This window comes from Candidatus Cloacimonas sp. (assembly GCA_039680785.1).
Lineage (GTDB): Bacteria > Cloacimonadota > Cloacimonadia > Cloacimonadales > Cloacimonadaceae > Cloacimonas.
This window is the reverse complement of record JBDKSF010000025.1, coordinates 48,581-72,882: the sequence shown is the minus strand read 5'-3', so window position 1 is coordinate 72,882 and position 24,302 is coordinate 48,581. Positions and strand designations below refer to the sequence as shown.

At 38.0% G+C, this 24,302-nt stretch carries 23 protein-coding genes; 14 read left to right on the top strand and 9 right to left on the bottom strand.

Features of this window, described 5'->3' with window-relative positions; genetic code table 11:
* Positions 1 to 280: 280 nt before the first annotated feature.
* The 7 genes from ABFC98_01265 to ABFC98_01235 all read right to left on the bottom strand — a co-directional run bounded on the left by ABFC98_01265 (position 281) and on the right by ABFC98_01235 (position 5,456).
* The gene (locus tag ABFC98_01265) at positions 281 to 1,183 is read right to left on the bottom strand and encodes an AEC family transporter (GenBank protein ID MEN6444656.1); all 903 of its coding nucleotides are present in this window, start codon (positions 1,181 to 1,183) and stop codon (positions 281 to 283) included.
* On the bottom strand, positions 1,180 to 2,661 hold the full coding sequence (locus ABFC98_01260; protein ID MEN6444655.1) for an inorganic phosphate transporter: 1,482 nt from the start codon (positions 2,659 to 2,661) through the stop codon (positions 1,180 to 1,182). Before ABFC98_01260 ends, ABFC98_01265 begins: the two co-directional genes overlap by 4 nt.
* The gene (locus tag ABFC98_01255; protein MEN6444654.1) at positions 2,662 to 3,306 is read right to left on the bottom strand and encodes a DUF47 family protein; all 645 of its coding nucleotides are present in this window, start codon (positions 3,304 to 3,306) and stop codon (positions 2,662 to 2,664) included.
* Positions 3,307 to 3,439: 133 nt separating this feature from the next.
* Entirely contained in the window at positions 3,440 to 4,033 is a 594-nt protein-coding gene (locus tag ABFC98_01250) for a Spy/CpxP family protein refolding chaperone (GenBank protein MEN6444653.1), read from the bottom strand.
* Positions 4,030 to 4,482, bottom strand: a complete 453-nt coding sequence (locus ABFC98_01245) for a hypothetical protein (protein ID MEN6444652.1) — start codon at positions 4,480 to 4,482, stop codon at positions 4,030 to 4,032. The genes ABFC98_01250 and ABFC98_01245 overlap by 4 nt, the downstream gene beginning before the upstream one ends.
* Position 4,483: 1 nt before the next feature.
* The gene (locus tag ABFC98_01240) at positions 4,484 to 4,921 is read right to left on the bottom strand and encodes a zf-HC2 domain-containing protein (protein ID MEN6444651.1); all 438 of its coding nucleotides are present in this window, start codon (positions 4,919 to 4,921) and stop codon (positions 4,484 to 4,486) included.
* A gap of 46 nt (positions 4,922 to 4,967) precedes the next feature.
* The gene (locus ABFC98_01235; protein MEN6444650.1) at positions 4,968 to 5,456 is read right to left on the bottom strand and encodes an RNA polymerase sigma factor; all 489 of its coding nucleotides are present in this window, start codon (positions 5,454 to 5,456) and stop codon (positions 4,968 to 4,970) included.
* 119 nt (positions 5,457 to 5,575) lie between these two features.
* Here ABFC98_01235 and ABFC98_01230 point away from each other — a divergent pair, with 119 nt between their 5' ends.
* Entirely contained in the window at positions 5,576 to 6,829 is a 1,254-nt protein-coding gene (locus tag ABFC98_01230) for an FtsX-like permease family protein (protein MEN6444649.1), read from the top strand.
* Between the two features lie 340 nt (positions 6,830 to 7,169).
* Here ABFC98_01230 and ABFC98_01225 read toward each other — a convergent pair whose 3' ends face one another.
* Positions 7,170 to 7,802 (bottom strand): MjaI family restriction endonuclease, encoded by a 633-nt coding sequence (locus ABFC98_01225; GenBank protein MEN6444648.1) that lies wholly within the window; start codon positions 7,800 to 7,802, stop codon positions 7,170 to 7,172.
* Positions 7,802 to 9,091, bottom strand: coding sequence for a DNA methyltransferase (locus ABFC98_01220; GenBank protein ID MEN6444647.1), 1,290 nt, complete (start codon positions 9,089 to 9,091; stop codon positions 7,802 to 7,804). Before ABFC98_01220 ends, ABFC98_01225 begins: the two co-directional genes overlap by 1 nt.
* Before the next feature lie 779 nt (positions 9,092 to 9,870).
* On the opposite strand from ABFC98_01220, the gene ABFC98_01215 reads away from it, so the two are divergent.
* From ABFC98_01215 to ABFC98_01155, 13 genes are all read left to right on the top strand, one after another.
* Complete coding sequence (locus ABFC98_01215; GenBank protein ID MEN6444646.1) at positions 9,871 to 10,488, top strand: hypothetical protein; 618 nt, start codon at positions 9,871 to 9,873, stop codon at positions 10,486 to 10,488.
* 12 nt (positions 10,489 to 10,500) lie between these two features.
* Entirely contained in the window at positions 10,501 to 13,299 is a 2,799-nt protein-coding gene (locus ABFC98_01210; protein MEN6444645.1) for an insulinase family protein, read from the top strand.
* Between the two features lie 557 nt (positions 13,300 to 13,856).
* Positions 13,857 to 14,711 (top strand): hypothetical protein, encoded by an 855-nt coding sequence (locus ABFC98_01205; GenBank protein MEN6444644.1) that lies wholly within the window; start codon positions 13,857 to 13,859, stop codon positions 14,709 to 14,711.
* Positions 14,712 to 14,761: 50 nt separating this feature from the next.
* Positions 14,762 to 15,871 (top strand): HAMP domain-containing sensor histidine kinase, encoded by a 1,110-nt coding sequence (locus ABFC98_01200; GenBank protein MEN6444643.1) that lies wholly within the window; start codon positions 14,762 to 14,764, stop codon positions 15,869 to 15,871.
* A 63-nt stretch (positions 15,872 to 15,934) separates the two neighbouring features.
* On the top strand, positions 15,935 to 16,126 hold the full coding sequence (rpmB, locus tag ABFC98_01195; GenBank protein ID MEN6444642.1) for a 50S ribosomal protein L28: 192 nt from the start codon (positions 15,935 to 15,937) through the stop codon (positions 16,124 to 16,126).
* Positions 16,127 to 16,252: 126 nt separating this feature from the next.
* Positions 16,253 to 17,239, top strand: a complete 987-nt coding sequence (locus ABFC98_01190) for a MoxR family ATPase (GenBank protein MEN6444641.1) — start codon at positions 16,253 to 16,255, stop codon at positions 17,237 to 17,239.
* Positions 17,240 to 17,254: 15 nt separating this feature from the next.
* Entirely contained in the window at positions 17,255 to 18,139 is an 885-nt protein-coding gene (locus tag ABFC98_01185; protein MEN6444640.1) for a DUF58 domain-containing protein, read from the top strand.
* Entirely contained in the window at positions 18,136 to 19,026 is an 891-nt protein-coding gene (locus ABFC98_01180) for a hypothetical protein (protein MEN6444639.1), read from the top strand. The genes ABFC98_01185 and ABFC98_01180 overlap by 4 nt, the downstream gene beginning before the upstream one ends.
* On the top strand, positions 19,019 to 20,020 hold the full coding sequence (locus ABFC98_01175; GenBank protein MEN6444638.1) for a VWA domain-containing protein: 1,002 nt from the start codon (positions 19,019 to 19,021) through the stop codon (positions 20,018 to 20,020). Before ABFC98_01180 ends, ABFC98_01175 begins: the two co-directional genes overlap by 8 nt.
* Positions 20,017 to 21,009, top strand: coding sequence for a VWA domain-containing protein (locus tag ABFC98_01170; protein ID MEN6444637.1), 993 nt, complete (start codon positions 20,017 to 20,019; stop codon positions 21,007 to 21,009). The genes ABFC98_01175 and ABFC98_01170 overlap by 4 nt, the downstream gene beginning before the upstream one ends.
* A gap of 65 nt (positions 21,010 to 21,074) precedes the next feature.
* The gene (locus tag ABFC98_01165) at positions 21,075 to 21,659 is read left to right on the top strand and encodes a tetratricopeptide repeat protein (protein ID MEN6444636.1); all 585 of its coding nucleotides are present in this window, start codon (positions 21,075 to 21,077) and stop codon (positions 21,657 to 21,659) included.
* 1 nt (position 21,660) lies between these two features.
* Complete coding sequence (locus ABFC98_01160) at positions 21,661 to 23,445, top strand: BatD family protein (protein ID MEN6444635.1); 1,785 nt, start codon at positions 21,661 to 21,663, stop codon at positions 23,443 to 23,445.
* The gene (locus ABFC98_01155) at positions 23,438 to 24,259 is read left to right on the top strand and encodes a hypothetical protein (protein ID MEN6444634.1); all 822 of its coding nucleotides are present in this window, start codon (positions 23,438 to 23,440) and stop codon (positions 24,257 to 24,259) included. Before ABFC98_01160 ends, ABFC98_01155 begins: the two co-directional genes overlap by 8 nt.
* Positions 24,260 to 24,302: the final 43 nt, after the last annotated feature.

Sequence of the window (24,302 nt, the reverse complement as noted above, 5' to 3'; positions counted from 1 at the left end):
TGCCTCCCCTTTGTGTTATAAGATGGTAAGATTACCTCACATTCAGAATGCAATTCAGCATAAATGTCAGTTTGTTTGCACTATCTCCTGCCCTACTTGATGGCAACAGCATAACTGCTTGTCACATAGTTGATTGCCTTACGACGCAGTAACACTTCTCTAACACTGCTGTTATTTCGTAAGAGAACTGTTACGGAAATGTTACTGAACTATTAGAAGATAGAGTATGCAATGAAGACAAAATATGTTGCTAAGGCGTGGGCAGGGTTTCACTACGCAATTAGCTAAAAAGATAAATCAGCCACGGAACATAGAAAAGAGCAATAAAAATAGAAATGGAAACAATGGTGGCGGCAAACTCCCTGTCCAAATTTTCCAGATTGGCAAAAATAAGCGTATTAAAACCGATGGGTAATGCGGGACAAACCGTAACCACAATTCTGGAGACCCCGCTTAAACCGAATATTGCACTTAAACCAATTCCGATTCCCAGTCCGATCCCCATTCTGACAAAAATGGCAAGCGCCGCTTTGCCGAGATTGCAAAGCTGAGGATTAAAATATAATCCCAAAGCAATCATCATTAAAGGAACGGTGGGTTGGCCTAAAAAATTGAGGAAATTCAGTGCCAAGTGCGGCATTGGCAAGGTAGAGAACTTCCAAGTGAAAGCAATAACCATAGCCCAAAGAGGAGGCAGACGCAAAAATTTCTTCCATTGAATTTGGGCGGACTGATTATTGCCTCCGTATTTTATGGCATTATAGTAGGTGAAAGTGAAGATCATAAAAGTGTTGCCAATATCAAATAAAGATGCTCTTGCCAGCCCTTCATTGCCAAAAGCGGCAAAGAAAAAAGGCAAAGCATAGGCGGTGTTCATAATCATCGTCCCTACCAAAAAGCTGCCGAAAGTAGTTTTTTCCATCTTCCAGAATTTGCCGATTATGCGGGAAATTACATACATAAGTAGCACAACAATGATGGCTAAAAGAGGTATCAGAATCATATCGAGTTTTAACTGTATCTGGGCAATGGAAATAATCGTTAAACAGGGTAAACAAACATTTAAGACAACTTTCAATAGAATGGGCGCATCCTCTTCGGAAAGCAGCTTTAATGCCTTAAATGCAATGCCAATGAAAAAGGCAAGGATAAGCGGAATTATCTTTTCAACGAAGGGATTCATAACTTATTGGCAACGAAAAAAGTCCGATACAGCAGGTCTAACTGCTCTTCCAACTCTCGATTGTGCATTTTATCTCTCTCGGACAGACCCGCTTTTTTCTGCCAAGATTCCGTTTGGGCAAGCGCTTGTTCCAATTGCCATTTATGGTTAAATTCCCTGCCTTCCATTTTGGTGAGCGCTTCCCATTGCTTTAAAGAAAAGTGATTGGCTAATCCTTTCTCGCGTAAAAGATTGGTATTTACTTTCAGGGGAAAAACTTCCGCTATTTTAAGGATTTTCACCATCTGTTCTCGGTGGAAATATTCGTCCTCTTTCAATTCTTTATAAACATCCAGCTCTCTGCCAAATTTGCGGCCATTTACGGTTGATAGGTGATTTGGGTTAATGCCTTCTTTCTCCATCTGACTGATAGTGATGCGATTAAAGATATATCCTGTTTTGTGGAAAACATTTTGTTCAAATACATTCTGAACAATGAAAAGGGCAATGAAGGAAAAAACAAAAGCAATGACCGGAGCCGCTACCCAGGCCAGAGATACCTTGCCTAAAATATTGTAACGAATGTTTTTGCCACCTTTTACCAAACCGATGCCAACTACCGCTCCTACAATTACTTGCGTGGAAGATACCGGAACTAATGGAATGGGTGGAATTCCAATGCTCAATAAGATTTTTTGGAGCCAGCGCGAAGCAAAAATAAACAACACAATTGCTTCAGAAGTTACTGCTATAAGTGCAGTTACAGGTGAAAGATGAAAAATGTCCTTGCCCACGGTGCGCATAACTTTATGCGAATAAGTGTAAATTCCGATGATTATGGAAATGGCACCCAAAATATAAAGCTGCTGAACTCCTTTCAGAGTGAAACCAGCCAAACTTATATCCCTGAAAGGCGAAACCGGCACAAAAACCCCGACTACATTGGCTATATTATTGGCTCCCAAAGAAAAGGCACCAAAAGCGCCAATTACGATTAACCCCATCCGCGTAAAAACATCCTGCTCCAAAAGATGGATTTTTCCTCTGTTAATCAATGGTCTGATTAAATAAAAAAGAATGGCTGCTATAACGCCGGCAAGCACGAAAGCAATCACCCAGCTAAAAACAATAGTTAACAAACTGCGATAATCAGTCAGCCGCCCCGCAAAGAAATTCCAGCCAATTATCGCTCCCACAATGGTTTGCGAAGTGGAAACTGGAATGCCTGTTCGAACAATGGCAGTGATGGTTAAAGCGGCTGCCAAAGCAACTGTAAATGCTCCTCCCAAAGCATCTACGGAACCTAAATGACCTAAAGTTCCGGAAGGTCCGCTACCTTCCAAAACCGCCCCCAAAAAGATAAAAATTGATGCCAGAAGAGCAGCTGTCTTAAATTTCAGCATTCTGGTTTCTACCGCGGCTCCAAATATATTGCCTGTATCGTTGGCTCCCAAAGACCAACCTAAAAACAGACCGCTGAGCAAGTAAATAAAAATCATTTATAATTGACGCTTGATGGCATAAATGGAAAGACGATCACAAACAACCTGCGCATAATCTGATATTTTTTCTATGTGCAGGGCAAAATAACGCAAATGACTTTTACGGGAAAGATCAATATCCAAACTGAATATTTCCCTGCGCAAACGCTCACCAATATGATCTGCCTCGCGTTCAAAAAAATAGACCTTGTGAATATAATTGTTCACGGCTGCCAAATCTCGAAAAAATGAACGCACGGCAAAAGAAAGCTGTTCAACTGCATTGCTGGATGCCTTAGCCGTCTGAATCCATAAATCATTTAGCGCTGCAGGGATTTCTGGCATTTCGATGGAAAATTGAACTAACGAATCCTTTATATTGTCTATAACTTCATCCGTATTTTCCAAAATGGCAAGTACATCTCCCCTATTTTCAGGAATCAAGGTTCGCTCATAAAGAAAATGCTCTATGCTCACTCGTAAATCATCCGCCTTGTGTTCATTTTCTCTTATTTGCGTTAAACGGGTTTCAAATTGCTCTACCCGGTTACAAAGATAATCTTCAGTAGCCAGCTCAAAAGTTGTGGCTGAATCACTTAAAATATCCAGAAACGCATCAATCTGGGTTTCGATGAAACGGGTTGTTTTTAAAATCAGCGCCATTTTTTCTCCCTGATATAAATATTACAGGACTTTCTTCAATTTACCAGAAAAAAAACAGCTCTTTCTGTCAAGCGGGAAAAAAAACCACGGGAGGAGTAGCCCGTGGTTTTGTCTGTGTGTTGCTGAGGAGGGATTATTTGGGGATATTCCTATCTATTTCTTTTTGGGGAGGTATATTTTGAGGTGGCATATCCATATTGTCACATTCTCCACATTCTCCACAATTTTCCATTCCAGAATGTTTTAATTTCATTTCTTGTCTATTGTGCATAGGTCCTGGTTTATCTGCCTGAAATTGTTTCATATTCTTTTTCAGAATGGCTTTTTGTTCAGAAGTGAGTTCTTTCATTCTGGCAGCTAAGAAATCTACTCTCGCATCAGCCAAAGCGTTGTTTTTCAATGCTATCTGTTTGTTCAAATCTTTGGCGCGCAGGTAGTTTTCATCTTTCAAAGCTGATTGCACATCAATTCTTAAATTTTTGATTTCTGCCTGCAGGGTATTTTTGGTCTTTTCAAAATTTATTTTCAGTTCTTCCCATTTTGCCTTTTGGGCATCGTTTAGTTTTAAGTCGTCCATACATTTTTGCATTGGTCTTTCTTGGTTTCCAACTTGGACTTCCTTGTTCATTGCTTTGGGTGCGGTTCGATCTTTAGGTGCATCTGTTTGGGCAAATACAATGCCACAAACAAGCATCAGAGTGAGGGTTAGGAATACTATTCTTTTCATTTGTGTCTCCTTCTATTCAGATTATTTTGTCTGTTAAAACGGTTTTTAGCAAATTCAGCGCGACGCAAAAAGTGTTCTTTTGCTTCTTCCGCACTGAGTGTTTTACGATATTCCACCATTCTTTCCGCCAATTTTCGTTCCAGATTGTTTTGCGCAATAAGGGAAGAATCAATTAAGGCATTCACTTTGTTCATATCAACTGGGTCATTAGCCAATTCCAGCATCAGAGAATGTTTGATATTTTCAAATATGTCTCTTAGAGCTCTAATCTCATCATCGCGTTCAAAAGGCGGCGGGCCAAAAGGTGGGAGGTCTCTTTTCATTTCTTCTTTTCCCATGGGAGGTTGGGGATAAGGGTGAAACCAGTGTAAGTAAATAAAACTGCCAATAAAAGCAAGATTGAAACTGACCGATATCAGCAGAATGATGACTAACCAGCGTTTATTCATTTTATTCTCCATTTTCCGTTACATCATCCAGTATGGTATTTTCGCCAAAACTTCCGTAGGCAATTGAGGTTGATATTGAATAATCCTGATTCTTCGGAATGATATTTTTGTAGCTGCCAACCCCGATTTTTATCCCCGCCCACAAACTTAAAGTTATTGCCAACATAGCAGTTACAGGTATTAGTTTGACGCGACGGGCAAAACCTGGATTCTTTGTTTCTAATTGGTGCACCTTAGCCATAATTTGATTATGAACCCAAGCAGGAAATTCCGCTTCTGGCAGAGCAGAAAGTTTCCTTTGCATTTTTTGGGCATCAGCCAGAAATGCTTTGCAGGCAGGACATTTATCCAGATGAGATAAAAGTTTTGCCTGAAAGCGAATATCCAATTCGCCATCAATCTGTTTAAGTAGATAGCGTTTGGCTTTGCTGCATTTCATTTTTTCTGCTCCTTCATTTTATTTTGGGTTCTATTTACTATACCTTTCATTTCTCTTTATCCTGCAAAATTTTTTTGCGTAAAATGCGTTTTGCCCGCACTAAAAGTGATTCAACTGCTTTAACGCTTATTCCCAAATTAGTGGAAATTTCTTTATAGGACATCTTTTCATAATATTGCATTTGAATGACGGCAGACAAACGCGGTGGCAAATCAGCAATGGCTTTTTTTAGAACCGTGTAATCTGGCTCTTTAGTATTTGTGTTTCTTTCGGGAAGGCCATTGAACTTATCTGGCTCCACATTTATATAACGGGATTTTTGTTTCAGAAAACTGAGACATTTATTATGCGCTATTTTATAGGTATATGCCAAAGCCGTGGTTTCCTCAATCCGTTCCAGATTTTGGAAAACTGCTATGAACACGGTTTGCACAATATCAAGAGCATCCTGTTCATTAGTACATAAAGACAATACATAATTATAGATGCGCTTTTCATTGGAGCTTAGAAATGCCTCAAAGTGTTCTTTCTTCATACCTGTTTTTTACTTATTTCTCATTATTATTCCTTTTTTTGGTGTGCAAGAAACAGACCAAACCTTAAACAAAGCTTGACTAATTTCCTTCATCTCAGTTAGTAGTATCAATTAAGATGATGAAAAAAAGCACTGTTTACCTTGCTGGCAAATATTTAAGTGAACGCAAAACAAGAGGAATTGGCAAAGGACATTACCTTTGCCTAATTGGCATAACTTTGGGCGTTTTAGCTCTGCTTTGCGTGACCACTGTGATGAATGGTTTCCGTTTTGACATACGCAATCGAATTACAGGCACTTTTTCCGAAATTAGAATTTCTACAGAAGATGGGCAGCGCATTAAAGACACTAATGATGTTTGTAACCAACTGCAAAATTTGAAGTTCTATGCCAGCCCAGTTATCCGTAACGAATTATTGATTAGATGCAATTCTGTTGTCTTGCCAACATTGTGTTTTGGTATTGAGCCCAATAAGCATCAAAATGTTTCTTCGCTGTTACAAAAAACGGAATTTCAAGGTGGAGAAATTGTTCAAGGTATTGTAGCGGGAAATATTGTTCCGGAAGATTTTTCTGCCTCCGGAATCGCTTTGGGAGCTGGTTTGGCTTCTCAATTGGGTGTTTATTTGGGAGATGAAGTGCAGGTGATTTCTCCTCTTTTCAACATCCCTACCGCTTTTGGAATGATACCGCGCATTCGTTATCTGAAAGTGCAGGCAATTTTTGCCGCGGGTATGCCTGAATATGACCAAAATTATAGTTTAATCGGAATTGATAATGCTGCCTTTTTTGCTTCCTGTAAAGAAAATGAGGCGGATTATATTGAAGTGAAGCCAGCTGCCAAATTACGCCCAAATCACCTTTTGCAAACTCTCCATAATGCCTTTCCCAATTATCAAATTGAGGATTGGAGCAGTTTTGATCCCAATCTCTATTCTGCCATTCGTTTTGAAAAATTCCTGATGTTTGTAATTATGCTGTTTATGTTTATTATCGCCGGTTTTAACCTCACGGGCAATCTGCTGAAAACAATCTCACGCAAAAAACGAGAATTGGGGCTGCTAAAAGCCATTGGTTTAACCGATAAAGACCTACAGACCTTGTTTTTATTGCAAGCGCTTTTTTTATGCTCTGCGGGAATTGTAGTTGGATTGGGTTTGGGCTCTGTTTTATTGCTAATTCAAAAATATGCTGGAATTATTAAATTGGGAATGGGAAGCGGAGAAGCCATAATTTTACCCGTGAAATTTATTTTCACGGACTACCTACTGATCATCGTGGTTGCTTATTTTATTACTATTTTAAGTGTTTTATTGCCTCTGAAACGCTTAAGCAAAATTAATGCCGTAGAGCTTATCAAGCGTGCTGTTTAGAAAGTTTAGCTTTGCCAAATCATTGAGCATTTACTCTCTTCTTTTTGCTTTTATGCCTACTTATCCACACTTGCTTATTTCTTTATCCTTTCAAGTCCATACTTGCTTATTACACTTATACTTCCGATAAGCAGCCCGAATGCATCCCGAATGGAAATACGGGATGTTTTCGGGAAACTTTGCAGCAGCATAAGCGAGACGAGTAAGAGCCGTTTTACTGTTCATATTGAATCAGCTTATTTTAGAAAAGGTTATTAATGATAAATGTTAATATCTCAAGGAGAAATGAAATCTCAAAATTTATGGAGATTGTTAAAGAATGTTTCCCTTCAAATTTATTCTATACTTTCTTAAGGCGGTCAATTTCTTTACGAATTTCTTCTATAACTTCCTGATTTTGAATGATTTTCTTTTTCCCATCTGTTAGTGAAATGATATAAAAGACCTTACCACCATATTTAGCAGTAAATTTTTCGTGTGTCTTTTTTTGGAAGTGCAATTCGTTGATAATTTGCGGAATATAAGCATATCCAGCTGGTTTGATTTGCAAACCGATATAATTTTTTTTTATCTTAATAAAAAAATCTACATTATAACCTCTGTCCCATGCATCAGGAGCTGGTTCTATCTTAACATTTAGTTCTTGTTGGAGCTGGCCGTAAATTGTTTGAATTTCAGACAGATATCCATCATAAGTTCTGTTAATAACCAAATTGAAAATAAAATCAATACAATCCTCTTCGGTTATGCTTTCTATTTCTGCTGCACAAACTTCCGTTATTTTTATATAAAGTTTTCTGCCCAGTTCCTCCAAATGTTCTTTGGGATAAGCATTCTTAAAATAATAGCTCTCCCATTCCATTAATGTCTTGGGAGACAACTTTCTAATCATTTCGGCTACCGGACCAACTTTATTTTTCTTAGTAAGTCCCCATCTCATATTTGACTGATTTATTATCCATTCCTTTGGCATTAGTCCTTCCCTTTGTAAGATAAAAATTTTATTTTATATTTATAATCGTTGGAAGTGTCAACATCAGCTAAGCCATTTTTAATTAAATGTGCATTTATAAATGTTTTGTTCCATAAATATAAATAACAGAGTAAGTTATTATTTTCATCATACTTTACATTATCGTAGTTTAAGAATACTTTTTGACCGCGTGTTTTATCTCGTAAAAATCTAATGGCATCACTCGTTTTCTGAGGTATTTCTTTAATTCCTAATAACCTGATTTTTATTTTATTGCTAAGCAGTAATATTTCCGGTGAGATAATATCTTCCACAGTAAAATAAGAATCACATTCAGCATTTGAATTATCAATTTTTGAGCCAAACTTTAATTGCCGTGGATCAATTTTCTTATCAAATTGGATAGGATCCTTGAATATATAGGGTAGTTTATTAATTTCAGCTTGAAAGTTTATCTCTATATCTCGTTGTTTAATTATCTCAAAATTTTCCTCTTGAAAGATATTCCCTTGATCTAATTCTAATTTACGCCTTATTATTGGTAGATAATCTTCATTTATTTCATAACCAATAGAATTTCTTTGCAATTTCCTAGCCACTAAAGAAGTAGTTCCACTTCCCAAAAAAGGATCAAGAACAATGTCATTCACAAAACTAAACATTTTGATCAGACGCCTTGGTAATTCTTCTGGAAACATCGCCAAATGTTTGTCCTGTTTTTCTCCCGCAAAATTCCAATGCCCTGTAAAATACTGATTCCATTCATCATTTGTTAATTTGGATTGCTCTTTAATTTCATAGTTAACAGAAGGTGGAACTCCATATTTTTTAAATATCAGGATATACTCATAATCCAATTTGATAATTCCATTTCTTGGATAAGGAAAAGAGCCCATAATTGTTGCTCCTCCTGTAGTATGACAAGTTGTAACCTTCTGCCAAATTATAGCTCCCATATAATCAAAACCACAAGTTTCACAGAATTTGATAATTTCCGTTCTAATTGGTATTACTTTATATCTGCCATAGTAAACAGAACGAGCGAATTGGTCTCCAATATTAATACATAAACGACAGCCACTGTGTAAAACTCTCTGGCATTCATTCCAAACCAGATTAAGGTTATTAATATACTCTTCATAAGTATCATTAAAACCAATCTGTTTATTACTGCCATAATCTTTTAATTGCCAATAGGGTGGAGAAGTAACAATAAGATGAACAGATTCATCTTTTACTTCTTTCATCCATCTGGAATCACCTATAATTATTTTATGCGATGTTATCATTTCGTTTATAATCCTAGTGCAGTCCTAATATTTTTGTGATAATAGAAAAGTGTATGATTCCCTTTCTACTTTAGCGACAAACTAATAAACACTTATTTTATGTTTTCCACCTCATCTAATTCTATAACTCATATTTATTAATGACACTTACTTTTCCTATATCAGGACTTTTCTTTTGAGCTTTTGGAATCATACTTATTCTCTATTCCTTTAAATCTTTCAGCTCAAAGAACCTTTCTGTATATAGCAATTTGTAGTTTTAGCGAAGTGTAACTGGATAACCAGATAGGCCATTTTTAAAAAACTATTACCCCAAATTACATATATCCTATAAAAATCCAGCGTTAAATACTGTCAATGAAATTCACCTCCCCCTTGGATAGCACCTTCAAAATTAGTTTAGCTAATACATCCAAAATTATGCAAGTGCGGAATATTGATAGCAAATCCCATTTGAATTTTTTATTTTCTTATGGTATATAAAATAAGAAGCCATTGAAAATAAATCTGTGAGAGAGTATTCAAGGAAGAACGATGTCCTCGTCGTTCACCTGACAACCGAGTTTTACTGTTTCCGCTTTATTTTGGGATTGCCTGATAGTTTATTTGTTGTGAGTTGACCAGGAGGTCAACCCTCCTTTATTTTTGCAATTGTCTAAATAATTTTCGCAGCTTTGCTAACTTCAAATCTGGCAAAGGGTTTACAAAATCCAAACAACAATTTACTTGACACAGGCAGTGCCTAATAAAAGGGATAACTTTTTAGAAGGGAGGAAAAAATGAGAAAGAGATTTTATATAATCCCGAGTTTAGCAATTATCCTGTTTTTGCTTTCCGCTTGTGAATCAGGAGGAAAGCTAAAAGTTTATAACCGTTGTTCTTATCCGGCTTATATAAAAGTGGAAGGATACGAGCAAAAGACACTTGGCGCAGATGAAGAAATTGTTTATAATATAGATACAAAGACCCAGAATATTTTTACCGGCACAGTAAAGAAGGACCTATTGGTGTGGTTAATTGGAGAAACATATAGTATTCACGATGAGGACTTAAATGCTTATATTGATTCTGCTTGGGTAAAAATTGAAGCGGGAGAGACCTATAAAATTTTCCTTTTGCCCAATAGAGCCAGCGTGAAAATAATTAATGCCTCGGAGCAAACTATTAGCCGGGCAGAAATTTGGCAACATAGTGATTTAACCCATTTACAAGTAGGGGTTTTAACAAATATTATGCCTGGCGAAAACAAATTTTTGCGCGTGGACTATGGAAGAAATTATTATTACCAAGTGGAGCTTTATCTTCCCGATGGAACTCATCAGACCTTTGGTAGCCATAATACCATTTTAGATAAAGATCAACAGTTTTTAGTTACATATACATCAGAAAAAAATTAACAGGGAGCACAGATGAAAAAAATAGTCCTTGGTTTGATCCTGATTGCTTGTCTCTTTTCTTTAGAGGCAATTCTTACTCCGGAATATGCAGCTATTCCTTTACAACAGGATACTGAACTGATTTCCGGCACTTTGGCTAATGGATTGAAGTATTACATTATGCCAAATACCAAACCTGAAAAGCGGATTGAACTTCGTCTTTACATTGATGCCGGCAGCATAGTTGAAGATGATGATCAACGCGGATTGGCTCATTTTGTAGAACACATGGCTTTTAATGGCACTAAAAATTTCCCCAGAAGCGAGATGGTAGATTATTTAACCTCCATTGGAATGGGTTATCATAATGGCTTAAACGGTGGAACCAGTTATGATAATACAGTTTACCAATTTAAACTGCCCACTGATGACGAAGCTAAAATGCTAAAAGGAATTTCCATTCTTGCCGATATTGCCTGGCAAGTAAGTTTTGACCGTAGTGAAATTGAACGCGAGCGAGGGGTTATTCAAGAAGAATGGAGATTGGGACAAAGTGCACAGCAAAGAATTGAGGATCAAATAGATAAAGTGCGTTTTGCCGGTTCGCGTTATGCTGAGCGTAATCCCATCGGCACAATTGAAAATCTTAAGACCTTTAAACCCGAGAGCTTAATTCGTTATTATCAGGATTGGTATCGTCCCGATTTAGAGACAGTTGTCATCGTGGGCGATTGTGATCCTAACAAAATTGAACAGCTTGTTAAACAGTATTTTGGGGTTATTCCCAAACGCGAAAATCCGCGTCCCCGGCTTAATTATACGGTTCCTGACAATATTGAACCGCGAGCTGTAACCGTTTTGGATAAAGAACAGCCCTACACAATGCTTAGATGCACTTGGAAAGTTAAATCCACTCCCATCACAAATCTAAGCGCTTTCTATAATGACCTTAGGCAGAATTTGTTTTTCACGATGGTAAATGCGCGTTTGGATGAACTTTGCAATCAACCCAATCCGCCTTTTTCTTATGCCTATATTTATAATCAGAACTGGCTGAAAGGTTTTAATGCCACCGATTGTATTATGTTTGCCAATGAGGGTCAAAGTGAAGATGCCTTTAGAACTTTGATTACAGAATTGGCTCGGGTTCGTCAGCACGGTTTTCAACCTGGCGAATATGAACGAGCCAAACAAATTATGATTAGAGAAGCGGAACAAAGAATAGCAGAGAAAAAAACCAGGGATTCCGAAGACCTAATTTGGGAAATTTTGGATGATACCAGCTCTGGAAATACTTTTTTAAGCCCTGAGGTCTATGAACAAATGTTAAAAGCGCTGATTGATGAGATTGCTTTAAGCGAAGTAAATGAAATAGTTGATGAAGTCATTACTTCCCAAAATCTTACTTTAAGCTTGGCAGGAACAGTGAAAGAAGGCGTAACATATCCCACTAAAGATGATTTACTGAACATTTATCAGCAGGCAGTCGCCCAGAATCTTGAACCCTGGGAAGATATAACCGTAAATGAACCGCTTTTGGAAACCCTTCCTACGCCAGGGAAAATAACCAAAGAAAAGGTTTTCCCTCAATCGGGAATTAAACAATGGGTTCTTTCCAATGGGATAACGGTTTACAGCAAAAAGACCGATTTTAAGGCAGATGAAGTGATGATTCTGGCTCAAAGCACCGGTGGAAAAGCAAAATTGAAACCGGAAAATTACCACGCAGCCGATTTACTTTCCCAATATTTTGATGTTTCTGGCTTTGGAAACTTTGATGGAAATGCCTTGAAGAAAGCAATGGCAGGTAAAATTGCTTTTGTTTTTCCCACTCTGTCCAATTATTCCGAAGGTTGGAGAGGCAGTTGTTCCCCCCGCGATATGGAATTGCTTTTCCAAATGCTCTATCAATATAATATGTCTCCGCGTTTTAACGAAGAGGCATTTTCGGCTGCCGTCGCCACTATGAAAACCTGGACGCAGAATTATTTTCTTGATCCCACCAATGCTTTCTTTGATACTTTGGATGTGCTGATATACAATAATCATCCCTTAAAAAGAAATCTATATCCGGAAGATCTGGATAAAATTACTCTGAAACAAGTGGAAGATGTTTTTCACGAGAGGTTTGGCGATTATTCCGATTTCACTTTTTATGTGGTTGGTAATTTTGAAGAAGACCAGCTAAAGGACTATTGTAAAACATATCTGGCTAATTTACCTGCCCAAGGACGCCATGAAAAACGCCGCGATGTTGGCATTAAATCTTTTGCTGGTAAAAAGGAAATTATTTTTAAGAAAGGCACAGACCGCAGTTTTGTATCCAATGTTACAGTCGGCAAAGCATCTTATTCGGCTCAAAACATTGTTAATACAAATGCGTTGATGATTTTGGCAAATGACAAATTACGCGAAAATGTCCGCGAAAATAGAAGCGGCGTATATGTTATCGCTGTTTGGAATAGCTTTGATTATCTCCCCAAATTAAGTTCTGTAACTCAAACCTGGATGGGTTGCGATCCCGAAAGAGCCAAGGAATTGAATGCAGCCACTTTTGCAACTCTGGATAGTTTGAAAAAGGGACTTTTTACCGATAAATATATTGAATCCAGCAAAACCACTCTGCATAAGACCTACGAGGAAAATATCAGCACCAATAGATACTGGATTAGTAATATGAGTGAGAATATTTCGCATAACTTGCCCATCGATTGCTTTCTGAATTATCCTTCTCTTTATGATAAAGTGAATAAACAGGCAATCACCAAGGCAGCCAAACAATATTTCGGCTTTGATAAATCCTGCCTCTCCGTGTATATGTTGCCAGAATAAAAGGTAGCTAACAATTATATATGGGTTTCTCGCCGAGTCCACGGAAAAGATGTTTTTCCCCAATAACGCAGATTTTATTTTAGGGATAATGCAATGAGTTATATTCCCAGCGGGACGGCGGATATTGATAACGGTATTTTAACAAAATGAGAACTTACATAATGCCAAATTTAGTTTCCAAGGGTGTACCAAGCAAGAATAAAAGGCAGAAGAATCTCTTGCTTGGGTAGCCAGCATTATCATCTAATGCTTCAGTAACAAATCAGTAACGACCAAGTAACGAAGTAACGACAGTGTTACGGCAGTGTTACTTGGTCGTTAAAGAAGCCACTGTGTTTAAAACAATTAGCCAATGCTTAATATCTGAAATGTAAGACAATAAATTGGCAATTTATTTCTGCCACCTAATTATGCCCAACAGATATAGGAAATGCGGACTTCGGATGGGGATGGGAAAAAACAAGATAGTTTGCGAATTAGGGAAGAAGCGAATAAATTTTCTTGACAGTTATTGGCATAATAAAAAATAATAAAAGCAAAAGAAATTAGGATACTTTATGAAAAGCTGGAATATACTTCTGATAATACTAATGGTAGTTTTATGCGGAACTGCTGATGCCCAAATTGCCCAGATTGTAGATTTTTTTGTCCCGCAGAATGTTCCGGCAACTACTCAGGAATCTTTTGTCCGCTATATGAGAGGTGGATATTTAACCTCCGGAACTTATTACCAATATTTGACGCCGGAAAAGGGATTTGACCATATTGAATCTGCTTCTATAGTCCTTTTACATTACTCTTGGTCAAAATTTGCTTCCCAAACTGTCCCCAAAGCATTGCCTATGGTCACTTTTGGTATTTTGGACAATGTATCTACGATTCAGGGTTCTTTTAACGGAGACCTGAAAAATTCCTATTTTATAGACCTGGCATCCTTATCGGGAAGTTATACCATTCCCCTCTTAAATTATGGAGCTTATGCTAATGCTGGCATAAAAGCTGCCGCTACTTATGATGCTCCTTTCGCTGATAAATTAACTGCTTTGGGCGTGGAACATTTGTTTGTTAAATCCATTGAATACGAATATGATGCCGATAATTATGCAAATCGGGTAACCAAAATCAATCAACCCGAGCCCTATATACATTTTTCCGCTGAGGCATCTGCCCGTTTGGGTGTAAGAATATATAACAATTGGTTTATAGCTTTGGCTTTGGGTGTGAGACAAACACCCGAAGTGAAAGGCAGATGGTTCAGCAAAGATAAAGTGGATGATTGGCTGGCAGGAGATGCTTATTACGAAACTGATTGGGAATATGAACAGACCATAGATAAATCCCTGCCGAAAAAAGTTTTTTTGACTGATGGAACCGATATGTTCATTCAGCTGAGCATAAGCCCGTTTTATTGATAGATGGTAACTTTGGATGGAGGAATACTTTAAGGGGAAAAGAGGATATAATGCAGAATGAAGAAAAAAGCATAGGAATTTTTAGAGGTCTCTCGGATGAGACGGTGGATGAATTAACCCAAAATCTGGAAAGAATAAAATTTAAAAAAGGCAAGGCAATCATCACTGAACACTCCTGGGGAGATAATCTCTTTTTTATTTGCCAAGGCAAAGTAGAAATAAATAAGGGCTTGAATAATCCCGAAACACCTTTTGCTCAACTCTCAATTTTGCAAGCGGGTGAATTTTTTGGTGAAATGGGTATTATTGAAGACAGCCCTCGCTCTGCAAGCGTGGTGGCTCTGGAAGATGTAGAATTAATGGTTATCCCGCGCGAAACATTCAACAATATGCTCTTTTCTTATCCCGTGATGATGTTGAATTTGGTTAGAACAATTTCCGGTCGTTTACGCAATACCAATGAGCGGTTTGTGGAAATGATGGATGAGATGATTCAAAAGAACCGTCTAATGGCAATCGGTTTAGCTGCCAGCAAAATTATTCACGATATAAAAACGCCTTTAACGGTCATCGTGTTAACTGCCCAGGTTTTGGAAAGTATTTTTCCCGAAGGGGGAGAATTTACCGAAAATATAGTTAAACAGACCAAACTTATAGAACAACTGGTCCATGAAATTTTGGATTTTGCCAGAGGGACTGAAACGCCGCCTTTGGTTCAAAATATAGACCTGGATGCTTTTTTGCTGGAGTTTCAAGAAATGTTTTTGCCGTCTTTAAGAGGACGCAACATTAGCTTGGTGATAGAAAATAAAGTTCAAGGTTTTGTGCATTTTGACGAGGGAAAAATTCGCCGAGTGTTGATAAACTTAATCAAAAATGCCTCCGAAGCGATTACGGGAGAAGGAGAAATTAAAATCACTTGCAGCATTTCGTCCAGTTGGTTACAAATTTCTGTGATAGATAACGGACCCGGTGTTTCCAAAAAAGTGCAGGAAGAACTCTTTCAACCGTTCATCACGGCTGGGAAAAGCCATGGAACTGGTTTGGGCTTGGCAATTTGTAAAAAATTGGTGCAAGAACATAAAGGTCGCTTAGAATATATTCCGGTGGAACCACATGGAAGTAGATTTGATGTGCGGATTCCGCAAAATGCCAAATAATGCTTGTCAAAAAAGCAGCTATATATTTTTTGGTTAAAAAACATAAATATCGGGAAGTGAAATATGTCAAAAGTGTGTGATATATGTGGAAAAACAGCTCAGGTAGGTAATCATCGCAGCCATGCCTTGAATGCCACTAAGCGTAGATTCTATCCAAATTTGCATAAGGTTCGGATAGAAATTGAAAATGGAACTAAATTCGTTAAAATATGCAGTTCCTGTTTGAAAGCGAACAAAGTGAGAAAAGCCATATAAGCGTAAATAGTTCTTTCGGTTTTGCAGCCAGGAACTGTGAAGATAAAAAATAAATCTTTTTTCGGGAATTTTGGTTTTCAGGATTCCCGTTTTTTTACTTATAATGATTGATAAAATGGGGGATATATGTTAATTGAGGCAATTCAAAGCCAAGTTGAACAAAGCTCCGCGGTGCTGGAAAATGTCCGCTCCGAAATTGCCAAAGTGATAGTTGGTCAGCAGGAAATTTTAAACCGTTTGCTGATCGGAATTCTTGCCAATGGTCACATTTTAATTGAAGGTGTTCCCGGTTTGGCAAAGACGCTTATTATATCATCCTTGGCTTCAGTTTTTGATGCCACTTATTCTCGCATTCAATTTACACCTGATTTGTTACCCGCAGATATAACAGGCACAATGATTTACAATCCTAAAAGCAGTGAATTCAGCGTAAAGAAAGGTCCCATATTTGCCAATTTTATTTTGGCTGATGAAATTAACCGTGCTCCTTCTAAAGTTCAATCTGCCCTGTTGGAAGCAATGCAGGAAAGGCAAGTTACCTTGGGTGACAACACTTTTTCTTTACCCAATCCCTTTTTTGTGATGGCAACCCAAAATCCGATTGAACAAGAGGGAACTTATCCTCTTCCGGAAGCTCAGATAGATAGATTTTTTATGAAGCTGAAAATAAAGTATCCAAATTACGACGAAGAAAAGCAAATTTTGGATAGAATGGTGAATGAACAACCAATTCTTCTTAATAAAGTGCTAAGCCCTTCTGATATTGAAAATATGCGTAATGTGATGTCCATAGTTTATATGGAAGAAAAATTGAAGGACTATGTATTGCACTTGATAAATGCCACTCGTCATCCTGAACGCTATCCTCGCTTGAATGATTTGAAGGGATTAATAGAATTTGGCGCATCACCCAGAGCAACAATTTATTTGGCAAGAGCGGCGAAAGCCAATGCTTATATATCTGGTCGGGCTTATGTTATCCCTGACGATATAAAAGCTATTGCCAGAGATGTTTTAAGGCATCGGATAATTCTTTCTTATGAGGCAGAAGCCGAAGAACTGACTACCGAAGATATAATCAACCGAATTTTGGATGAAATAGAAGTCCCATAAAGATATAATCTGCTTATGTTTACCCAAAGTGTTTCCGATATCCTGAAAAAGATTCGCAGGATCGAAATTCGGACGCGAAATCCCGTTGCCGAAATGTTCAGAGGAGAATATCACAGTAGGTTTAAGGGTCAGGGTTTGGAATTTTCGGAAGTGCGAGAATATCAACCCGGCGATAATTATAGAGATATTGACTGGAATGTTTCTGCGCGTTTGGGTCAGCTTTATACTAAAAAATACACCGAAACCAGAGAACTGAGAGTGGTTTTTTTGGTGGATATAAGTGCCTCCCAAGAATTTGGCACTCGCAGTATGATAAAAAGAGAACGCATAGCTGAATTGGTTGCCGCTTTGGCTTTTTCGGCAGTTGCCAATCAGGATTTGGCAGGTCTGATTCTTTTTTCGGACAATGTAGAACATTTTTTGCCTCCTCGCAAAGGGCATAATAATGCTTTGGAGATATTAAGAGAAGTTCTCTATTATGAGCCGAAAAGCAAAAAGACATCTATCCAATCTGCCTGCGAATATGCTCATAAAATGCTCAAAAAACGCTGTATCATTTTTATCATATCCGATTGGATTGATTCAGGTTATGAACACTCACTCAAAATTTTGGCAACCAAGAATGATGTAATCGCACTCAGAATTCTGGATGATAGTGAGCTAAAATTACCCACTGCAGGCATTTTATCCTTAAAGGATCCGGAAACGGGAGAAGAGGTCTGGATCAATAGTTCCGACCCCAAATTAGTTAAGGCCTACGAAGAAGTGGTGAAAAAAGAGCAAAACGATTTAGAGGAATATTTTCGCAAATGTAAGTGCGATTATCAGTTAATTCGGACTTCGGACTCCTATATCACTTCTTTAAGGAAATTCTTCGCCCTAAGGGAAAAGAAAAGATGAACAGAAGCATAATTTTCACTTTGCTGCTTTTCTGTCTATTTCCCGTTTTGACCTGGAGTATTTTACAGCAAGAATTGCAGGGAGCCGATAGCTTAAAAGTTGGCACTCCTTTTCTGTTTCAAATAACTTCCGATTTTGCCATTAAGAATGTATCCATCCCAGATACTTTAGATGACTTTGCTATTCTGGATAGCAAACGGGATAAAAATAACAGCAACATTTGGAAAATAAAAATCGCTCCCTTAAAAACAGGCGCTCTTTCCTTTCCACCCATAGCAATTAACCCCGTTGACAGTAGTGTAACCTCTGTTTACACTGATGGTTTCAGGGTCTATGTTCTTTCTGTTTTAGCAGAAGGTGATACTCTTTTACGCGATATCAAGCCAATGCAAAAATATCCTCTTCAGTTACCGCTTTGGGTTTATATTGCATTACTTATTGTAGCTTTGATTCTGGCTTTTTATCTTTGGCTGAAGAGGCCCCGAAAACCTAAACGAGAATATATTGCCCAAACAGAAACTAAACAACCGGTTTTGCCCGCTTGGCAAAAAGCACTAAAGGCACTGGATGAACTAATTAAAGAGGATTTGCCTACCAAGGGAGAGGTGGTTTTATACCATTTTCGCCTCTCCAATATTTTGCGATCCTTTTTGGAAGAAAATTATCATATCCCTGCTTTGGAAATGACCGGAAATGAAATCGCCAATATTCTAAATAAATATAACATACCTTCTGCTAAAGAGATAAGGAATTTTTTAAATTATAGTGATCTGGTAAAATTTGCCAAGCGAGAACCCTCTACGGCGGAAATGGAAGAAAAAACCCTGTGGCTGAAAAATTACCTGATCAGTTTTGTAGGCAAAACGCAAGAGGAAAAGAATGCTTAAATTCGGTCATCCCTGGTTGCTTTTTCTGCTCTTTCTCATTCCTTTATATCTAATTTGGGAGTTAATCTGTAATAACAGACGCAGAAACTATCTTCCTCATTCGAGAGTGAAGCAACTAAAGATTTTAGCGCACAAACAATTTCCCTATCGTTATCTGTTTCCCGTTTTGCGTTCTCTTATTTTGTTTTTTTTAATCATTGCCATTGCTGAACCCCGTTGGGGAACAAAATCTCGTGATTTAAGTAACAAGGGTGTGGATATCGTTATGGCAATTGATATTAGCGGATCAATGTTAGCTATGGATTTTGCCCCTCAGAATCGTTTAAGTGCAGCGGTAAGCGTAGCTGAGGACTTTGTAAAAAGGCGTCCCAATGATAGATTTGGTTTGGTAGCTTTTTCTGAATATGCTTTAACACAGGTTCCGCTTACTTTTGACCATCTGGCTATGCTGAATTCGCTAAATAATTTGAAAGTTAATGAAGAAGCGTCGGCAACGGCACTTGGGATGGGTTTGGCAAAAGCAGTTGCCCGCTTAAAAAATAGCACCGCCAAAAGTAGAGTGATTATTTTAATCACGGATGGAGTTAGCAATACAGGCGAAATTGATCCTTTAACGGCAGCTGAAATGGCTAAGGAATTGGGCATAAAAGTATATCCCATAGGTGTAGGAAGTAAGGGTTTAGTGCCTTTTCCCTATTCTGATCCTATCTTTGGAAACCGCTACATAAAAACTATCATTGATCTGGATATGGATACTCTAAATAAAATTGCCTCCACCACAGGAACGGGAAAAGCGGCTTTAGCCACTGATGCCAAGGGTCTTACCGATATTATGGATAAAATTGATCGCCTGGAGAAAACCCGCTTTACAACTCAATTCCGTTATAATTATAGTGAGCAATTTATGCCTTTTTTATGGCTGGCGTTTGCTTTTCTGATTATTGAACTATTGCTTAAAATAGTTATTTTACCTGTTTTACCGGATCAATTATGAATATCGCCAATCCCTATTTCTTAGTTCTATCGGTAATCTGCCTGATCTTTTTTATTCTCTTGTTTAGAAGGGAAAGATATTTACAACGCCGCTTTAATAAATATGCAGAAGCACATTTGAGGGAGCATTACTATAATTCTCAATCTCCCTTCTGGATTGGTTTCAAGTTATTTTTGGTCATTCTGGCTTTGGCATCCGTAATTGTAGCTTTGGCAAGACCAGAGTGGGATTATGAAAAAAAGGACTTGCAAAGTAGTGGAATGGACATTATCTTTGCTATAGATGTTTCTAAAAGTATGGATGCCACGGATATGATGCCAAGTAGATTACTAAGAGCCATTTTACAGATTGGCAGCTTTTTGGAGCAGATCAAAACAGATAGAATTGGCATTATTGCCTTTGCTGGAACGGCAACTTTAGAATGTCCTTTAACTGATGATTACGAGGCGGTCAAAATTGTGCTAAATGGTTTGAACAGTAACAGCGTAGAAATTCCGGGAACCAATATTGGCAGCGCACTAAATATGGCTGCCACCGCTTTTCCTGAGGGCTCAAAATCCAATACTTTGATTTTGATTTCGGATGGCGAAGACCTTGAAAATTCTGCTTTACGCAAAGCCAAAGAACTTAAAACCAAAGGCATAAGAGTTTACACAATGGGAGTTGGAAGCCCTGAAGGCACCCTTATTCGTAATCCGGAAACGGGAGAAGAAGTGCAAAGTAAATTAGATGAAAAGACCTTACAAGAAATCGCCCGCATAACCGATGGAGAATATTATCGCGTTACTCCTGGGGGTGAAGAAATTCAGCTGATTTTAAAACGCATCTATGAAAGCGAAAGTTCACGCAGAGGCAGAAAAGTATCCCTACTTAAAGCACAGTATTATCTTTTTGGAATCTTAGCTCTCATTTTTCTGGAAATTGAAACACTGATAAACCCAGGAAAAAGAAAAAAGGGCTTGCTGGCAGCGGAGCATAGTAATGAATGATTTTATAGCCGGAAAATGCCCAGTCGGCACAAAAATAATGAAATTAACGACAGAGGCATAGAACAATGACTAATAAATTGCGCCGGATAATTTTACTCGCTGTGGCAATCATTGTCTTATTACTGTTATTGGAAATTTTATTACAACCCAAAGCACTGCGTCAGACCTTTGCCGATACCTTTTATAAAGCCAAAAATTATAAACAAGCAGAGAAGTTATTACGCAAAAATACCATAAAAAACGACGCCACCGCTTTTTCTAACTTAGGTAAATGTCTTTATAAGCAAAACCAATATCCGGAAGCGGACTCTGCCATTTCTCTGGCTTTGGAGAAAACAAAGAATAAAAAAGACCTACTTTACGATCGTGGAAACACTGCTTTTCAACAAAAAGAATATCAAAAAGCATTGGACGACTATAAAGAGGCACTGCTTTTAAATCCCAATGATGAGGATTTGCGGGCAAATTATGAACTAACTTTACGCAAAATACAAAAACAACCCACTCCTCAACCGCAAGTAACCCAAAATAAAAACAATCAGAAAGAAGAAGAAATCCGCAATATTCTAAAAGGTCTGGATAATAAAGAAAGCACGGATAGACAGCAACAAAAATCCAATCAAAGCTCCAAAACCGATAAATGGTGGTAATTTGAAAAAAATAATATTGTTGTTTATGTTCCTTCCGCTTCTTTTAAATGCTTTGAAAGTTGATGTAGCGGTGAATAAAAATGTAATCACTACAGGCGAGCAATTGGAGCTAACTTTAAAGATATCAGATAATAACAGAATTAAAGTTGTGGAACCAACTCCTCCTTCCATTCCACTTTTCAGTTTTCGCAATGTAACAAGTTCTTCCAATAGTTCCGTAGTTTTGGAAGGCACCAAATTAATTTCTGACTTTTCAGAGACCTTTCGCTTTATCTATATTCCGCTCAAAACAGGAAAAACTACCATACCTGCATTTAAAGTAAAAGTAGATGGACGCTATTATTCCACCCGGGAAATTGGCGTTGAAGTTATTAAAGGAATTGCCAAACAGCCCAGCCAAAGTTCACCTCCCGTTCAGGGTTTTGGTTCTTTTGGTTTTGATGAACCAGATTATTGGGATGACAGAGATGAATGGTCTGGCAATACTTTTTTGGTTGCTTTACCACAAAGCCAAACCATTTATCGTGGTTTTCCCGCCATCGTTTCTTACTATCTTTATACCGATGAAATGGTTAGCTCTTTCAATTTGGAGAATGAAATTGATTCCGATGGCTATGGCAAAAGCACTTATGAACAACCCACGGCACTAAATTATGAAGATGTAAGCTGGAATGGCAAAAAGTATAAACGCGCTTTAATAAAAAAATTGGCTATCATTCCCAATAAAGAAGGTAGGTTACAAGCACCTATTTTAGAGGGTTCAGCTCGTCTTTACAGTTTTGGCTACTTAAATAAAAACCTGCGTAGTGAGGGAGGCATCCTAAATGTTCTGCCTTTACCGGCAAACAATGTTCCATCAGCTTTTGGGGGAGCGGTAGGCAATTTTAACCTTAGCCATTCTCTTTCTCGCCAAAAATTATCTTTGGGGGAAACCATCACCTTCACTTTAAAAATTGAGGGCAGGGGTAATTTTAATCAGTTTTCCGCACCTCAATTTGTTTCCGGAAAAGGTTTTCAGGTTTCCAGTCCGATGGTCATTGACAATTTGAAAGCCGGCATTGAAGGCATCAGAACCTATTATTACACTTTGATTCCTCAGGATAAAGGGGTTTATGAACTTCCTGATTTAACTTTTGCTTGGTTAGATAATGAGCGTGGCGTTTATAAAGTATATCACAGTCCCAGAGAAAAAATAGAGGTCTCTTCCGCCAATGTGCTAAATTATTTCAGCCGTTTTAAGCAATCGCTCAGTCCCAAATCGATGCTGCCCAAAGTAATCCGCCCCACTTATCCGGCATACATTCCTTATGTTCAACGCTTATGGTATTGGGTTTTGGCGTTTTTAATAATCGGCTCCACAATGTTTATGGCTTTTTTTGCCTTGGAACATAAAATGAAAAGAGACAATCCTGAACGCTATGCTTCTTTAAAAGCGGAAAAAGTTCTTTTACGATATTTGAAACCAGCCACGGAAGCTGCCCGTAATAATTCTACGGATTTTTATCTTTTGGCGGAAAAGGCATTATTTGAATATCTTGCTTCCAAATATAAACTCTCCAATCGCCTTTCCAACAGCGAAAAATTGCAAGCGTTAAGCGAGAAAAATATTCCGGACTGGTTGCTGCAAGAAGTTCAACTATTTTTGGAACATAGCCAGGCAGCCAGATTTATGCCAGAGACAGATAGAGTGGAAAATTTGGCAGAAGATCTCACTCGCATTCGCCAGATTTTTACGGGTTTCAGTCGCCTGGGCAAATTTAACAATAATAGGAAAAGAAATGTTTGAACAAGTTCATCGGAGAATACTTTCCTTCCGCCAAGATATTGATAGGCATAAACATAATTTTGGTAAATTACAACTGCTCTGTATCTTAGCTATAGTTATCTTTTGCCAGATTGGATATGCCCAAACCGATTCATTGCAAACAGGGAAATTAACCAATTCCGGAACGCTATCTCAATTGCCAGATTCCTTGGATAAAGCAATGAAAGAAGCGGAACAAAAAAAGAATGCCGATCTATTTTATAATTTGGGAGTGGACTTCTTTTCCCGCGGAGAAATCGGAATGGCTAATCTATACTTTTTAAAGGCATTAAACATTAATTCCGCCCACCCCCAGGCAAGAGCTAATCTGGAGCTTTCCATTCATTATAGTCCGGACGCCAAATTATATCCTGAACGCCTTTTTTTGGTGCAGGTTCTTTATAAAGTGATCAATTTCTTTTCCGTGAATCGCCTGGCTATTATGGGGCTTGTTTTTTTGTTGCTTTCGGCAATTGCGCTTTGTTGGCTGCTTTTTTATAATCCCAAAAAAGAAAGAGCTTTGCCCATCTTAACTTTAGCTTTGTGCGGAATTATCTGCCTTGCCTCTTATATTTCTCTGGGAATTAAACTGCAATATCAGAAGCATAACCCCAATGCAGTGGTAATCGTTAATCAAACCGAACTTCTTTCACCTACGAGCAATAATATTATTCAGACGGTTCATTCAGGTTTAATTGTAAAACTGGTGCAAAGTGAAAACAACCATTTTTTAGTTCATCTGCCAAACGGTCAGTTGGGTCGCCTTAAAAAAGACGCCCTCAAAACGGTTATCTGAAGAATATTTTCCCAAAAATGCTCAGCTTGCCAGCGCAATTACT

Excerpts from the sequence above, each read along its gene's own strand:
- ABFC98_01200 (MEN6444643.1), top strand. The coding sequence starts at position 14,762 with ATGCAGAATGAAGAAAAAAGCATAGGAATTTTTAGAGGTCTCTCGGAT.
- ABFC98_01185 (MEN6444640.1), top strand. The coding sequence starts at position 17,255 with ATGTTTACCCAAAGTGTTTCCGATATCCTGAAAAAGATTCGCAGGATC.
- rpmB (MEN6444642.1), top strand. The coding sequence starts at position 15,935 with ATGTCAAAAGTGTGTGATATATGTGGAAAAACAGCTCAGGTAGGTAAT.
- ABFC98_01205 (MEN6444644.1), top strand. The coding sequence starts at position 13,857 with ATGAAAAGCTGGAATATACTTCTGATAATACTAATGGTAGTTTTATGC.
- ABFC98_01170 (MEN6444637.1), top strand. The coding sequence starts at position 20,017 with ATGAATATCGCCAATCCCTATTTCTTAGTTCTATCGGTAATCTGCCTG.
- ABFC98_01190 (MEN6444641.1), top strand. The coding sequence starts at position 16,253 with ATGTTAATTGAGGCAATTCAAAGCCAAGTTGAACAAAGCTCCGCGGTG.
- ABFC98_01180 (MEN6444639.1), top strand. The coding sequence starts at position 18,136 with ATGAACAGAAGCATAATTTTCACTTTGCTGCTTTTCTGTCTATTTCCC.
- ABFC98_01245 (MEN6444652.1), bottom strand. The coding sequence starts at position 4,482 with ATGAATAAACGCTGGTTAGTCATCATTCTGCTGATATCGGTCAGTTTC.
- ABFC98_01255 (MEN6444654.1), bottom strand. The coding sequence starts at position 3,306 with ATGGCGCTGATTTTAAAAACAACCCGTTTCATCGAAACCCAGATTGAT.
- ABFC98_01225 (MEN6444648.1), bottom strand. The coding sequence starts at position 7,802 with ATGCCAAAGGAATGGATAATAAATCAGTCAAATATGAGATGGGGACTT.
- ABFC98_01220 (MEN6444647.1), bottom strand. The coding sequence starts at position 9,091 with ATGATAACATCGCATAAAATAATTATAGGTGATTCCAGATGGATGAAA.
- ABFC98_01165 (MEN6444636.1), top strand. The coding sequence starts at position 21,075 with ATGACTAATAAATTGCGCCGGATAATTTTACTCGCTGTGGCAATCATT.
- ABFC98_01175 (MEN6444638.1), top strand. The coding sequence starts at position 19,019 with ATGCTTAAATTCGGTCATCCCTGGTTGCTTTTTCTGCTCTTTCTCATT.
- ABFC98_01265 (MEN6444656.1), bottom strand. The coding sequence starts at position 1,183 with ATGAATCCCTTCGTTGAAAAGATAATTCCGCTTATCCTTGCCTTTTTC.
- ABFC98_01235 (MEN6444650.1), bottom strand. The coding sequence starts at position 5,456 with ATGAAGAAAGAACACTTTGAGGCATTTCTAAGCTCCAATGAAAAGCGC.
- ABFC98_01260 (MEN6444655.1), bottom strand. The coding sequence starts at position 2,661 with ATGATTTTTATTTACTTGCTCAGCGGTCTGTTTTTAGGTTGGTCTTTG.
- ABFC98_01155 (MEN6444634.1), top strand. The coding sequence starts at position 23,438 with ATGTTTGAACAAGTTCATCGGAGAATACTTTCCTTCCGCCAAGATATT.
- ABFC98_01210 (MEN6444645.1), top strand. The coding sequence starts at position 10,501 with ATGAAAAAAATAGTCCTTGGTTTGATCCTGATTGCTTGTCTCTTTTCT.
- ABFC98_01230 (MEN6444649.1), top strand. The coding sequence starts at position 5,576 with ATGAAAAAAAGCACTGTTTACCTTGCTGGCAAATATTTAAGTGAACGC.
- ABFC98_01215 (MEN6444646.1), top strand. The coding sequence starts at position 9,871 with ATGAGAAAGAGATTTTATATAATCCCGAGTTTAGCAATTATCCTGTTT.
- ABFC98_01240 (MEN6444651.1), bottom strand. The coding sequence starts at position 4,921 with ATGAAATGCAGCAAAGCCAAACGCTATCTACTTAAACAGATTGATGGC.
- ABFC98_01250 (MEN6444653.1), bottom strand. The coding sequence starts at position 4,033 with ATGAAAAGAATAGTATTCCTAACCCTCACTCTGATGCTTGTTTGTGGC.